Origin of the sequence: Actinoplanes sp. NPDC049118 (genome assembly GCF_040648555.1) — a bacterium.
In the GTDB taxonomy this organism is placed as follows: domain Bacteria; phylum Actinomycetota; class Actinomycetes; order Mycobacteriales; family Micromonosporaceae; genus Actinoplanes.
In genome coordinates this window covers 122126-136733 of record NZ_JBEZDY010000020.1, presented here as the reverse complement: position 1 = coordinate 136733, position 14608 = coordinate 122126, and the positions used below count along the sequence as shown (strand labels likewise).

Sequence of the window (14608 nt, the reverse complement as noted above, 5' to 3'; positions counted from 1 at the left end):
CGAGGCGGGCGCCGAGGCGCCTCGGAACTACGTTTATCGCAGATTTTCGGCCGGTTGACAAGTGTTTCCGTTGCGCTAACGTGCTCGTAACACGTTTTCGGTGCTTGTTGCGCGGAGGGGCGTTGTCATGCGTGTACTGCTCGTAGGCGCCGGCGGCGTGGGTGCCGCCGCCGTCGGCATCGCCGCGCGCCGCGACTTCTTCGAGCGCTTCGTCGTCGCCGACTACGACCTCTCCCGCGCGCAGGCGGCCGTCGCCGGCCTGGAATCGCGGGGCTTCGCCGCCGCGCGGCTCGACGCGTCGTCCGCGCCGGCCGTCGCCGCGCTCTGCCGGGAACACGGCATCACCCACGTGCTCAACGCCGTCGACCCGCGCTTCGTCATGCCGATCTTCGACGGCGCGTACGCGGCCGGCGCGCACTACCTCGACATGGCCATGTCGCTGTCGCGCCCGCACGCCGACGAGCCGTACTCCCGGACGGGCGTCAAGCTGGGCGACGAGCAGTTCGCCGCGGCCGGCCGGTGGCTGGACGAGGGCCGGCTGGCGCTGGTCGGCATGGGGGTGGAGCCGGGCCTGTCCGACGTCTTCGCCCGGTACGCGGCCGATCACCTCTTCTCCCGCATCGACGAGATCGGCATCCGCGACGGCGGCAACCTGGTCGTCGAGGGCTACGACTTCGCGCCCTCGTTCTCGGTGTGGACCACGATCGAGGAGTGCCTCAACCCGCCGGTGATCTGGGAGGCGGACCGCGGGTGGTTCACCACCGAGCCGCTGAGCGAGCCGGAGGTCTTCGACTTCCCCGGCGGCATCGGCGAGGTCGAGTGCGTGCACGTCGAGCACGAGGAGGTGCTGCTCATCCCGCGCTGGGTGGACGCGCGGCGGGTCACCTTCAAGTACGGGCTGGGCAAGGAGTTCATCGACGTCCTGAAGACCCTGCGCAAGCTCGGGCTGGACCGCACGGCGCCGGTCCGGGTCGGCGGCGTCTCGGTGTCGCCGCGCGACGTGGTGGCGGCCTGCCTGCCCGACCCGGCGGCGCTCGGGCACCGGATGACCGGCAGCACCTGCGCGGGCACGCTGGTCACCGGCGTGGACCGCGACGGCGCTCCGCTGACCGTGTACCTCTACCACGTCGTCGACAACGAATGGTCCATGCGGGAGTACGGGTCGCAGGCCGTCGTCTGGCAGACGGCCGTCAACCCGGTCATCGCCCTCGAACTGCTCGCCGCCGGGGTGTGGCGGGGCGCCGGCGTCCTGGGCCCGGAGGCCTTCGACGCCGTGCCCTTCCTCGACAAGCTGGTCGAGTACGGCTCACCCTGGGCCATGCGCGAGCAGTGATCCGGCGAGGATGTCGAGCCCCCGGGCCACGTCGTCGGCGGAGATCACCAGCGGCGGCAGGAAGCGCAGCACGTTCGCATAGGTGCCGCAGGTCAGCACCAGCAGCCCGGCGGCGTGGCAGGCCCGGGCCACCGCCGCGGTGCGCAGCGGGTCCGGGTCGATCGAGCCGGGCTTGACCAGCTCGACCGCCAGCATCGCGCCGCGGCCGCGGACCTCGCCGATGCCCGGGTCGTCCGCGGCGAGGGCGGTCAGCCGGGGCCGGAACCAGCCCTCGATCCGCGCCGCCGCGGCGTTCAGGTCGAGCTCGCGCATCGTCTCGATGGCCGCCAGGGCCGCCGCGCAGGCGATCGGGTTGCCGCCGTACGTGCCGCCCAGCCCGCCGGGGTGCACCGCGTCCATGAGCTCGGCGCGGCCCACCACGCCGGCCAGCGGCAGCCCGCCGGCCATGCCCTTGGCTGTCGTCACCAGGTCGGGCTCGACCCCCTCGTGATCGCAGGCGAACCACGAGCCGGTGCGGCAGAAGCCGGTCTGGATCTCGTCGGCGATGAACGCCGCGCCGGCGTCGCGTGCCCAGGCGGCCAGCGCCGGCAGGAAGCCGGGCGCCGGCACCACGAAGCCGCCCTCGCCCTGTATCGGCTCGATCAGCACCGCCGCCACGTTGGCGGCGCCGACCTGCTTCTCGATCACGTCGATCGCCCGCGCCGCCGCCTGCGCACCGGACAGGCCGCCGTCGCGCAGCGGGTACGACATCGGCGCCCGGTACACCTCCGGTGCGAACGGTCCGAACCGGTGCTTGTACGGCATCGACTTGGCGGTCAGCGCCATCGTCAGGTTGGTACGCCCGTGGTACGCGTGGTCGAACACCACCACGGCCTGCCGCCCGGTCGCATGCCGGGCGATCTTGACCGCGTTCTCCACCGCCTCGGCGCCGGAGTTGAACAGCGCCGCCCGCTTGTCGAAGGTGCCCGGTGTCAGCGCGGCGAGCTGCTCGCAGACGGCGATGTAGGACTCGTAGGGCGCGACCATGAAGCAGGTGTGCGTGAACCGCTCGACCTGTTCGCGCACGGCGGCGACGACCCGGGGCGCCGAGTTGCCGACGCTGGTCACCGCGATGCCGGAGCCGAAGTCGATCCACTCCCGGCCGTCGACGTCGTGCAGGCTGCCGCCGGCCGCGTGGTCCACGTAGGACGGGATCACGGAGGTGACCCCGCGGGCGACGGCGGCGCCGCGGCGCTTGTGCAGCTCCGCTGAGGTCATCGTCAGCCCCCGAGACTGTGCATGACGTGCTTGATTCGGGTGTAGTCCTCCAGGCCGTACACGGAGAGGTCCTTGCCGTGGCCGGAGTGCTTGAACCCGCCGTGCGGCATCTCCGCGACCAAGGGTATGTGGCAGTTGACCCAGACGCAGCCGAAGTCGAGGCGCCGGGTCATCCGCATCGCCCGGCCGTGGTCGGCGGTCCAGACCGAGGAGGCCAGGCCGTACTCGACGCCGTTGGCCCAGCGCACCGCCTCGTCCTCGTCGGTGAACCGCTGGACGGTGATCACCGGGCCGAAGACCTCGTCCTGGACGATCTCGTCGCTCTGCCGCAGCCCCGACACGACGGTGGGCGAATAGAAGTAGCCCCGCTCGCCCACCCGGGCGCCGCCCGCGTCGAGGCTGGCGTGATCGGGCAGCCGGTCGATGAAGCCGCCGACCCGGTCCAGCTGCCGGGCGTTGTTCAGCGGGCCGTAGAGCACGTCCGCGTCGCTCGGCGGGCCCGTGCGCGTGCCGCGGGCCTGCTCGGCCAGGGCCGCGACGAAGTCGGTGTACACGCCCGGTGCGGCCAGCACCCGGGTGGCGGCGGTGCAGTCCTGGCCGGCGTTGAAGTAGCCGGCCTCGGCGATGGCCGCGGCCGCCGCCTCGACGTCCGCGTCGTCGAAGATCACCACCGGGGCCTTGCCGCCCAGTTCGAGGTGGGTGCGCTTGAGGTCGGCGGCGGCCGCGGCGGCGACCTCCATGCCGGCCCGCACCGATCCGGTGATGGAGACCATCGCCGGGGTCCGGTGCGACACCAGCGCCCGGCCGGTGTCGCGGTCGCCGGCCACGACGTTGAGCACGCCCGGCGGCAGGAACTCGGCGGCGATCTCGGCCAGCATGATCGTGGTGACCGGCGTGGTGTCGGAGGGCTTGAGCACCACCGAGTTGCCGGCCGCGATGGCGGGCGCCAGCTTCCACACCGCCATCATCAGCGGATAGTTCCAGGGCGTGACCTGCGCGCACACGCCGACCGGCTCGCGCCGCACGTAGCTCTCGTAGCCGGTCAGGTACTCACCGGCGGAGCGGCCCTCGAGCAGCCGCGCCGCGCCCGCGAAGAACCGGATCTGGTCGATCGCGGGCGGCAGCTCCTCGCTGGCGGTGAGCCCGAGCGGCTTGCCGGTGTTCCGCGACTCCGCGGCCACGAGGTCGTCGGCGCGGGCCTCGACGGCGTCGGCGAAGCGCAGCAGGGCGCGCTGGCGCTCGGCGGGGGTCGTGTCCCGCCACTTGCCGAACGCGGCGGCGGCCGCCTCCATGGCCCTGTCGACGTCGGCCCGCCCGGAGACCGGCGCGGCGGCGAACACCTCGCCGGTCGACGGGTCGATCAGGTCCTCGTAGCGCCCCTCGACCGGCTCGACCGCGGCCCCGCCGATGAAGTTGGTCAGCACGCTCTTCGTGGTCATCCGGCCTCCCGCAGAGATATCACGCCTCGCGGAGACATCTTTTCACCGAATCCGCAGCAGACAAGACCCAAAGACAACTGTTTCCGTCGCCGGCCGAGCGCGGTTGGCTATCTTGCGGCGGGCGTGCAAGCGTGGTGGCAGACGCGTCCGCCGGGGCCGAAAGGAGCAGTCATGACGGAGATTCCTGGAGACCGGTTGGGTCAGGGTTCCCCGGGTACGCCCGCGACCGGGCGGGGGCCCGGCCGCGGCGGCGACTACTCCCGGCGCGACGACGACCACCCGTCGGCCGGCTGGGGCGCCACCCGCAGCGTCGGCCGCGTCGTCGCCGCCGCCCGCGAGCCGCTCGCCGCCCCGCGCGCGATCCTCAAGATGAACCAGTTGAAGCTCAGCGGGCGCAAGGACGGCTTCGACTGTCCCGGCTGTGCCTGGCCGGACGACCGGGCCGGCCTGCACCTGGACGTCTGCGAGAACGGCATCAAGCACGTGACGTGGGAGATGACCGGCAAGAAGGTCGACGGCGGGTTCTTCGCCGAGCACACGGTCACCGAGCTCAACGGCTGGAACGACTTCGACCTGGAGAACCAGGGCCGGCTCACCGAGCCGCTGAGCTACGACCCGGCGACCGACAGGTACGTGCCGATCTCCTGGGAGGACGCGTACGCCCTGGTCGGTGACGCCCTGCGCGGCCTCGCCGGCCCGCACGAGGCGGCCTTCTACACCTCCGGCCGGCTCAGCAACGAGGCCACGTTCCTCTACCAGCTGTGGGTGCGCGAGTTCGGCACCAACAACATGCCCGACTGCTCCAACATGTGCCACGAGGCGAGCGGCCGGGCGTTGACCGCGGCGATCGGCACCGGCAAGGGCACCTGCGACCTCGACGACTGGGAGTCGGCGGACCTGCTGATCCTGATGGCGGTCAACGCCGCCTCGAACGCGCCCCGGATGCTCACCTCGCTGGCCGCGGCGGCCCGGCGCGGCGCCGAGATCGTGCACGTCAACCCGCTGATCGAGGCGGCGAGCAAGCGCACCATCGTGCCGCACGACTTCGTCTCGATGGGCACCCTGCGTGCCACGAAGACCGGCACCATGAACGTCCAGCCGCGCATCGGCGGCGACTTGGCCCTGCTGCGCGGCCTGGCCAAGGTGGTGCTGGAGCAGGACGCCGTCGACCAGGACTTCATCGACCGGCACACCGACGCCTATGAGGCTTACCGCAAGCTGGTCGACGACACCGGGTGGGACGAGATCGTCCACCAGTCCGGGGTGGCCGAGGAGGTCATCCGGGACCTGGCCGGCCGGTACATCGCGTCGCAGCGCACGATCATCGCCTGGTGCCTGGGCCTGACCCAGCAGGAGCACAGCGTCGACACGATGCGCGAGATCATCAACCTGCTCCTGCTGCGCGGCAACATCGGGCGCCGCGGCGCCGGGCCGTCGCCGATCCGCGGGCACAGCAACGTGCAGGGCAACCGCACCTGCGGGGTCAACCACCACCCGACCGAGGAGTGGCTGGCCAAGCACGACGCGGCCACCGGCATCGTCTCGCCGCGCGAGCACGGGCTCGGCACGGTCGCCACCATCGAGGCGATGGCGTCCGGCGCGGTGCAGGTCTTCGTCAGCCTCGGCGGCAACTTCGCCCTGGCGGCGCCGGACACCGCGGCCACCTTCGCGGCCCTGCGCAACACCGACCTGACCGTGCAGGTGAGCACCAAGCTCAACCGCAGCCACCTGGTGCACGGGCGCCGCGCGCTGATCCTGCCGTGCCTGGGCCGCACGGAGAAGGACGTGCGGGCGACCGGCGAGCAGGGCGTCACGGTCGAGGACTCGATGAGCTACGTGCACCTGTCGTACGGCAAGCGCAAGCCCGCGTCGCCGCGGTTGCGCTCCGAGTGCGCGATCCTGTGCGGCATGGCCCGGGCCACGCTGCCCGCCTCGGCGACGCCGTGGGAGCTGTACGCCGAGGACTACGACCGGATCCGCGACGTGATGTCCCGGGCGCTGACCGGCTTCGAGGACTTCAACCGCCGGGTCCGCGAGCCGCTCGGCTTCCGGCTGGCCCAGCCCGCCCGCGAGCGGGTCTGGCTCACCGCCTCGGGCAAGGCGGAGTTCCACCCGTCGCCGATGCCGGACGTGGTGCCCCCGGCGGGGCGGCTGATGCTGTCCACGGTCCGCTCACACGACCAGTGGAACACCACGATCTACTCGGACAACGACCGCTACCGGGGCGTCAAGAACCTACGCACGCTGCTGTTCATGAACCGCGAGGACATGGCGGAGCGTGGCCTGGGCGAGTTCGACCTGATCGACATCACCAGCCACGCCCGCGACGGCAGCACCCGGACGGTCTGGGGCTACCGGGCGGTCGGCTACGACACCCCGAGGGGCAGCGTCACCGGATACATGCCGGAGCTGAACGTGCTGTGCGCGCTGACCGACAACAGCCCGCAGAGCGACCAGCCGCTGACCAAGCACCTGATCGTCGAGGTCACGGCGTCCGCGCCCGCGCCGTAGCCGCGGTCAGCCCGCCTCCTGCTCCGAGCGGGTACGGTCGCCGAGGTGTTCGAGCACGGCCGGGTCGGCGGTGAGCAGCCGGTCGACCTCCTCACCCGCGTCGCAGGTGAGCAGGGCCAGTTCGACCGCGTCCGGGGTGCGCACGAGGACCCGCCAGTTCCCGCCGGACTCCTCCCACCGCAGCAGCCGGGTAAGCGCCTCGCTCATGACACCGACACCTCCGCCAGCGGCACGTCCGGGTCGGCCAGCCGGGCCGGGTCGACCCGCTCGCCCCGCAGGCCCGCCCGGACCAGGTCCTGGATCTGGTCGGTCACATCCCACACGTTGACGTTCATGCCGGCCGCGACCCGGCCGCCGACGGTCCAGAAGGCGATGAACTCGGCTCCCTGCTCGTCGCCGCGGACGACCACCTCGGCGCCGGCGCCGGGCGGCACCCAGCCGGCGTACTCCATGCCCAGGTCGTACTGGTCGGTGAAGAAGTACGGCAGGTGGTCCCACTCCACGTCCTGGCCGAGCATCGCGCGGGCCGCCACCGGGCCGGTGTTCAGCGCCGTGGCCCAGTGCTCGACGCGGATCCGGGTGTGCAGCAGCGGATGGTCGATGTTGGCGACGTCCCCGGCGGCGAAGATGTCCGGGTCGGCGGTGCGCAGCTGCCGGTCGACGAGCACGCCGTTGTCGACCGGGAGCCGGGCCTGGTCGGCGAGGCCGGTGTTCGGGGCGACGCCGATCGCCACCAGCACCACGTCCGCGGGAACGGCCGTGCCGTCGGTCAGCACCACCTGCGAGACGTCGGTGCCGCCGCGCAGCTCGCGGACCTGCGTGCCGAAGCGGAAGTCGACGCCCTGCGCGCGGTGCAGCCGGGCGAACACCTCCGCGAGGCGGTCGCCGAGGACGTTGAGCAGCGGCAGGGCGTCGGGCGTCACCACGGTCACCTCGGCGCCGCGGCCGCGGGCGGCCGCGGCCACCTCGAGGCCGATCCAGCCGGATCCCACGATGACCAGCCGGGTGCCCGCGCGTACGGCGGCGGAGATCCGGTCCGAGTCGGCGAGCGTACGCAGGGTGAGCACGTTGCCCAGCCCCACGCCGGGCACGGCCAGCGGCCGGGGCGAGGCGCCGGTGGTCAGCAGCAGCCGGTCGTAGGCGAGGTCGTCGCCGTCGGAGAGGCGTACCCGGCGCTTCTCGGGGTCGATGGCGCCGACGGTGGTCCCGGTCCGCAGCTCCACGTCGTTCTCGGCGTACCAGGCGGGGTCGTGCACGTAGGCGTCGGCGCGTTCGGCCGTGCCGAGCAGCAGTCCCTTGGACAGGGGCGGCCGTTCGTACGGCGGCTCGTCCTCGGTGCCGATCAGCGCGATCCGGCCGGTGAAGCCCTCGGTGCGCAGGGTCTCGGCGGCCTTCGCGCCGGCGAGTCCGGCGCCGGCGATGACGAACGTGCGGTCCACGGTCATGGCACCCTCCTATCCGGACACCATCCCACGACTTGCGCGGTCGCGTCCGGGTCATTCCCGATGTGCCCGGATGGTGCGTACGGGCGGGTTGCCCGTAGGGGCAGGAATCGACGGTTCCAGGCCCGGCGGGCGGTCGGGGGGTTCTTCGCCTTGCTCGCGGTTTCGTAAGGGTAGCCTTACCCGGACCGACACCCAGTAGGGAAGTGTTCTCATGGCGAACAGGCCGCTCCGGGCAGCGAGGATCGGGGAAGTCACCCGCGTCGAGCCGCTCACCCCGCACATGGTCCGGATCGTGGTCGGCGGGGCCGGCCTCGCCGCGATGAGCGCCGGCGAGTTCACCGACCACTACGTCAAGCTGTACTTCCCGCCTCCCGGCGTCACCTACCCGGAGCCGTTCGACCTGGCCGTGATCCGCGAGACGGTGCCGCGTGAGCAGCAGCCGGTGGTGCGGACGTACACGGTCCGCCGCTGGCTGCCGGAGGTGCCGGAGCTGTGGATCGACTTCGTCGTGCACGGCGACGCCGGCATCGCCGGACCGTGGGCGGCCCGGGCGCGGCCCGGCGACCCGGTCCGCTTCATGGGACCCGGCGGTGGCTACGCGCCCGACCCGGACGCCGGCTGGCACCTGCTTGCCGGCGACGAGAGCGCGCTGCCGGCGATCGCCGCCGCCCTCGAGGGCATGCCCGCCGGCGCCCGGGTCAAGGCGTTCATCGAGGTCGAGGACCCGGCGGAGGAGCAGAAGCTGGAGACGGCCGCCGACGCCGAGATCACCTGGCTGCACCGCGGCGCCCGGCCGCACGGGGAGCTGCTGGTGCCGGCCGTGCGCGCGCTGGACTTCCCGGCCGGCGAGGTGCAGGCGTTCGTGCACGGCGAGGCGACCTTCGTGAAGGACCTGCGCGCACTGCTGCGGGTCGAGCGCGGCCTGCCGATGTCCCGGTTGTCCATCTCCGGCTACTGGCGGCGCGGCCTGAACGAGGACGGCTGGCAGTCCACCAAGCGTGAATGGAACCAGCAGGTCGAGGCCGAGCAGGAGGCCGGGGCGGCGTAGCCGGCGGCGGGCCGCCGTGGGATCCGACCAAGTTGTCCATATTGTTTCCGTGGCGATGCGATGTAATTACGCGACAGTTGCTGCAAAGTCTTGCAAGGGTCATCCGCCGGGGGTTAGCGTGCGTCCGTCGCCACCCATCGGAAGGCCTCAATGTGGAAATTTTGCTGCTCAGACGTCGTCTGAGCCTCGTCGTCATGCTGATCCTCGCGGTGCTGCTCCCGGTGGCCTCCGCCGTGCCCGCGCGCGCGGCGAGCGGCGCCGAGCCGACCGCGGCGGCGCTCGCGAGCTGGGGCTTCGACCAGCGGCCCGGACCAACCGAGCAGTTCTATTTCGTCCTGCCGGACCGGTTCGCCAACGGTAACCCCGCCAACGACAACGGCGGGCTGTCCGGCGACCGGCTCTCGACCGGCTACGACCCCGCCGACAAGGGCTTCTACCACGGTGGCGACCTGCAGGGCATCATCGACCGCCTGGACTACATCCAGGGGATGGGCACCACCGCGATCTGGCTCGCGCCGGTCTTCAAGAACCGTCCCGTGCAGGGCCGCGGCTCCGACATCTCGGCCGGCTACCACGGCTACTGGATCACCGACTTCACCCAGGTCGACCCGCACTTCGGCACGAACGCGGACCTCGAGCGGCTGGTCAAGCTCGCGCACAAGCGCGGGATGAAGATCTACCTCGACATCATCGTCAACCACACCGCGGACGTCATCAAGTACGCGGAGGACAAGTACGACTACATCGACAAGCCGACCTCGCCGTACGCCGACGCGCAGGGGCGCCCGTTCGAGGACCGCAACTACGCCGACGGCACCCGGGCCTTCCCGAAGCTGAACGACGCGTCGTACCCGTACACGCCGGTGATCGAGGCGAAGGACGCGCGGGTCAAGTCGCCGTCCTGGCTCAACGACCCGGCGATGTACCACAACCGCGGCGACTCGACCTTCGTCGGCGAGGACAGCGAGTACGGCGACTTCTTCGGCCTCGACGACCTGTTCACCGAGCGGCCCGAGGTCCTACAGGGCATGACGAAGATCTACGGCGACTGGATCGCGAAGACCGGCATCGACGGGTACCGCCTCGACACGGTCAAGCACACCAACCTCGACTTCTGGCCGCGGTTCGCCGACGGCATCGACGCCGCCGCCCGCAAGGCCGGCAAGAAGGACTTCTTCATGTTCGGCGAGGTGTACAGCGCCGACCAGGAGGTCGAGTCGACCTACGTGCGCCGCGGCGGCCTGCCGGCGACCCTCGACTTCTCCTTCCAGGCGGCCGCGAAGTCGTTCGCCGCGGACGGCGGCCCGGCGAAGGCGCTGTCCGACCTCTACGCGAAGGACGACCTCTACACCGCACCCGACACCGGCGCGGACCGGCTGCCGACGTTCCTCGGCAACCACGACATGGGCCGGATCGGCTCCTTCGTGCAGGGCGGCTCCGCCGACCCCGCCACCTACCTGCGCCGCGACCAGCTCGCACACGAGCTGATGTTCCTGACCCGCGGCCAGCCGGTCGTCTACTCCGGCGACGAGCAGGGCTTCACCGGCCCGGGCGGTGACAAGGACGCCCGGCAGGACATGTTCGCGACGAAGACGGCCGAGTACCTCGACGACGACCTGATCGGCACCGACCGTACCCACGCGGTGGCCAACTACGAGAGCGTCCACCCGATCTACCAGACCATCAGGTCGCTCGGCGAGGTGCGCAAGGGCCACCCCGCGCTCGTCGACGGGCTGCAGGTCACCCGGTACGCGGCCGACGGCCCCGGCGTCTTCGCCACCTCGCGGATCGACCGCCGCAACCACACCGAGTACGTGGTCGCGGCCAACAACGCGACCACCGCGCAGACCGTCACCGTCGACACCTGGACGCCGAACGCCTCCTTCCAGGGCATCTACGGCGGCGCGGCCCCGGCCGCCACCGGCGCGGACGGCAAGCTGACGGTCCGGGTCCCCGCGCTGTCGGCGGTCGTGCTCAAGGCCGGAAAGCCGATCGTCGCGCCTTCCGCGGCGCCGACCGTGAAGTTCACGGCGCCCGCGGCCGGTGCGCTGGTGCCCACCCGCGCCGAGCTCACCGCCGAGACCACCGGCGACCCCCGCTCGACGGTCACCTTCGCCGCGCAGGTCGGCAACGGGCCGTGGAAGCCACTCGGCACCGCCGACCGCGCGCCGTACCGGATCTACCACGACCTGACCGGCCTGGCCGGCGGCACCGCGGTGAAGTACAAGGCGGTGGTGCGCGACAGCAGGGGCCGCCTCGCCACCACCTCGACGCAGATCAAGGTCGGCACGCCGGCGACCACCGCCGGGCCGGACTACGCGATCGTGCACTACCAGCGTCCCGCGGGCGACTACGACGACTGGGGCCTGTACGCCTTCGGCGACATCGACCCGTCGGCCGCCACCACCTGGCCCGCCGGGCAGCCGTTCGACGGCGTGGACGCGTACGGGCGCTTCGCCTGGGTGAAGTTGAAGCCCGGCGCCAAGAACGTCGGGTTCATCGTGGTGGACAAGAACGGCGTCAAGGACGTCGAGGCGGACCGCTTCCTCGACCCGGCCAAGACGCCCGAGATCTGGCTCAAGCAGGGCGATCCGGCGATCGTCACCACCGGGCCCGCCGCCGAGCAGGACCCGAACACGGCGGTCATCCACTACCGGCGCGCCGACGGCGACCACGCCGGCTGGGGGATGCACGTCTGGTCCGGCGCGGCCAGCCCGACCGACTGGGCCTCGCCGCTGCAGCCCGCCTCGACCGACGAGTTCGGCGTGACGTTCCGGGTGCCGCTGGCGGCCGGCGCCACCGGGCTGAACTACATCATCCACAAGGGCGACACCAAGGACCTGCCCGACGACCAGCGGCTCGACTTCGCCGCCGCCGGGCGCGAGGTGTGGCTGCTCGCCGGCGTACCGGACCGGCTGCTGCCGGTGGTGCGCAAGGCCGGCGGCGGCGTCGCCGACCTGAGCAAGTCGAACGCCGTCTGGATCGACCGGGAGACGATCGCCTGGAGGACCGGCACCGGCACGACGCTCGAGCCGGTCGGCGCGGGCACCGACGGCCGCGTCTACGACCTGGTGTACGCCCCCGAGGGCGGCCTGAGCATCGTCGACGGCGACCTGGCCGGCGCGCACCGCAGCATCCGGCTCGGCGCCCGGCGCAACGGCCTCACCGAGGCGCAGCGCGCGAAGAACCCGCACCTGTGGCAGTACCCGGCGTTCCGGCTCGACGACGTGCCCGGGCTCAAGGACGTGCTGCGCGGCCAGGTCGCGGTCACCGAACGCGACGCCGAGGGCAAGCTGCTCTCCGCCACCGGCGTGCAGCTCGCGGGCGCCCTCGACGACGTGTACGCCAAGGCGGCCAAGGCGGACCTCGGGCCGACCTTCAGCGGCGGGCGGCCGACGCTCGCCGTCTGGGCACCCACCGCCCGTACCGTCGCTCTGGAGATCTTCGACGACCCGGCGGCGACCGCGAAGCCGGTGCCGATGACCCGCGACGCCGCGACCGGCGTGTGGTCGGCGACCGGACCGAAGGGCTGGAAGGGCAAGTACTACCGGTACCGGGTCACCGCGTGGCAGCCGGCGGCGGGCAAGGTCGTGACGGCGTCGGTGACCGACCCGTACTCGGTCGACCTGTCGGCCGACTCGACGCACAGCCGGATCACCGATCTGACCGACCCGGTGCTCGCCCCGGCCGGCTGGTCCGGGCTGCGCAAGCCCGCGTACACCCCGGGACGGATTCAGATCTCGGAGCTGAGCGTCCGGGACTTCTCCATCGCGGACGACACGGTCCCGGCGGCGCGGCGCGGCACCTACGGCGCCTTCACCGACCCCCGGACCGCGGGCATGAAGCAGCTGAAGTCGCTGGCGGCGGCGGGCACCACCCACGTGCACCTGCTGCCGGTGTTCGACTTCGCCACCATTCCCGAGCGGCGGGCCGACCAGAAGCAGCCGGCCTGCGACCTCGCGAAGCTGCCGCCAGACTCCGACGAGCAGCAGAAGTGCGTCGCGGCGGTCGCCGCGCAGGACGGCTTCAACTGGGGTTACGACCCGCTGCACTACACCGCGCCCGAGGGCGGCTACGCCGTCGACCCGGCCGCGCGTACGAGAGAGTTCCGGCAGATGGTCGCCGGGCTCAACGGCACCGGCCTGCGCACGGTCATGGACGTCGTCTACAACCACACGTCGGCGGCCGGCACCGACCCGCACTCGGTGCTCGACCAGATCGTCCCCGGCTACTACCAGCGCCTGCTGGAGGACGGCACGGTGGCGAACTCGACCTGCTGCGCCAACACCGCGCCCGAGAACACGATGATGGGCAAGCTCGTCGTCGACTCGATCGTCACCTGGGCGAAGGCGTACAAGGTCGACGGTTTCCGCTTCGACCTGATGGGCCACCACCCGAAGGCGAACATCCTGGCCGTGCGGGCCGCGCTCGACAAGCTCACGCCGGCGCGTGACGGCGTCGACGGCCGGAAGATCTACCTGTACGGCGAGGGCTGGGACTTCGGCGAGGTCGCCGGCGACGCCCGCTTCGTGCAGGCCACCCAGGCCAACATGGCCGGCACCGGCGTCGGAACGTTCAACGACCGGCTCCGCGACGCCGTACGCGGCGGCGGCCCGTTCGACGGCAACCCGCGCATCCAGGGCTTCGCCTCCGGCCTGTTCACCGAGCCCAACGGTGACCCGGTCAACGGCACACCCGCGGAGCAGAAGGCCCGGCTGCTGCGCTACCAGGACCAGATCAAGGTGGGCCTGAGCGGCAACCTGGCGGGGTACCGGTTCACCTCGAGCGCGGGCAAGCCGGTCACCGGCGCGCAGGTCGACTACAACGGGTCACCGGCGGGCTACACCGCCGCGCCGGGCGAGGCGATCACCTACGTGGACGCGCACGACAACGAGATCCTGTACGACGCGCTGGCGTACAAACTGCCGCAGGCCACGCCGGCGCTGGACCGCGCGAAGATGCAGTCCGTGGCGCTGGCGACCACGGCGCTCGGCCAGGGCGCCGGCTTCGTCACCGCGGGCAGCGAACGGCTGCGCTCGAAGTCGCTCGACCGCAACTCGTTCAACTCCGGCGACTGGTTCAACCAGATCGGGTGGGACTGCACCAAGGGCAACGGCTTCGGCCGCGGCCTGCCGCCGGCGGCGGACAACGAGCCCAAGTGGTCGTACGCCAAGCCGCTGCTGGCCGACGCGAAGCTGGTGCCGGGCTGCGACGCGGTGAACCTCGCCGACGCCCGCTACCGCGAGCTGCTGGAGATCCGTAAGTCGTCGCCGGTCTTCGGGCTGCCGACGGCGGCGGAGGTGCAGAAGCGGCTGTCGTTCCCGCTGTCGGGCACGGCCGAGACCCCGGGTGTGATCACGATGCACCTGGACGGCCGCGGGCTGGACCGCCGCTGGAAGTCGGTCACGGTGGTCTTCAACGCCACCGCGGCGCAGGCGACGCAGACCGTGCCGGCGCTGCGGAGCGCGGCTGTGGGACTGCACCCGGCACAGCACGAGCCGGCCTCGTTCGACCGGGCCACCGGCACCTTCCGGGTGCCGGCCCGCACGACGGCGGTCTTCGTGCAGAACTGAGC

General features: G+C 72.0%; 8 protein-coding genes. 4 read left to right on the top strand and 4 right to left on the bottom strand.

Annotation, left to right across the window (positions count from 1 at the left end):
- Positions 1-127: 127 nt before the first annotated feature.
- The gene (locus AB0B58_RS28995; RefSeq protein ID WP_360229936.1) at positions 128-1333 is read left to right on the top strand and encodes a saccharopine dehydrogenase C-terminal domain-containing protein; all 1206 of its coding nucleotides are present in this window, start codon (positions 128-130) and stop codon (positions 1331-1333) included.
- Here AB0B58_RS28995 and gabT read toward each other — a convergent pair.
- Together gabT and AB0B58_RS28985 are read right to left on the bottom strand one after the other, a co-directional pair.
- Positions 1307-2590, bottom strand: coding sequence for a 4-aminobutyrate--2-oxoglutarate transaminase (gabT, locus tag AB0B58_RS28990; RefSeq protein ID WP_360229934.1), 1284 nt, complete (start codon positions 2588-2590; stop codon positions 1307-1309). The two genes, AB0B58_RS28995 and gabT, sit on opposite strands and share 27 nt — an antisense overlap.
- 2 nt (positions 2591-2592) lie before the next feature.
- Positions 2593-4029, bottom strand: a complete 1437-nt coding sequence (locus AB0B58_RS28985) for a gamma-aminobutyraldehyde dehydrogenase (RefSeq protein ID WP_360229932.1) — start codon at positions 4027-4029, stop codon at positions 2593-2595.
- Between the two features lie 171 nt (positions 4030-4200).
- On the opposite strand from AB0B58_RS28985, the gene AB0B58_RS28980 reads away from it, so the two are divergent.
- Positions 4201-6540, top strand: a complete 2340-nt coding sequence (locus tag AB0B58_RS28980; protein WP_360229930.1) for an FdhF/YdeP family oxidoreductase — start codon at positions 4201-4203, stop codon at positions 6538-6540.
- 6 nt (positions 6541-6546) lie between these two features.
- On the opposite strand, the gene AB0B58_RS28975 is transcribed toward AB0B58_RS28980, so the two are convergent.
- On the bottom strand, positions 6547-6747 hold the full coding sequence (locus tag AB0B58_RS28975; protein WP_360229928.1) for a hypothetical protein: 201 nt from the start codon (positions 6745-6747) through the stop codon (positions 6547-6549).
- On the bottom strand, positions 6744-7985 hold the full coding sequence (locus tag AB0B58_RS28970) for an FAD-dependent oxidoreductase (RefSeq protein ID WP_360229926.1): 1242 nt from the start codon (positions 7983-7985) through the stop codon (positions 6744-6746). The genes AB0B58_RS28975 and AB0B58_RS28970 overlap by 4 nt, the downstream gene beginning before the upstream one ends.
- Before the next feature lie 211 nt (positions 7986-8196).
- Between AB0B58_RS28970 and AB0B58_RS28965 the strand changes: the two genes are divergently transcribed.
- Positions 8197-9033, top strand: coding sequence for a siderophore-interacting protein (locus AB0B58_RS28965; protein ID WP_360229924.1), 837 nt, complete (start codon positions 8197-8199; stop codon positions 9031-9033).
- Between the two features lie 194 nt (positions 9034-9227).
- Positions 9228-14606 (top strand): pullulanase-type alpha-1,6-glucosidase, encoded by a 5379-nt coding sequence (gene pulA / locus AB0B58_RS28960; protein WP_360229922.1) that lies wholly within the window; start codon positions 9228-9230, stop codon positions 14604-14606.
- Positions 14607-14608: the final 2 nt, after the last annotated feature.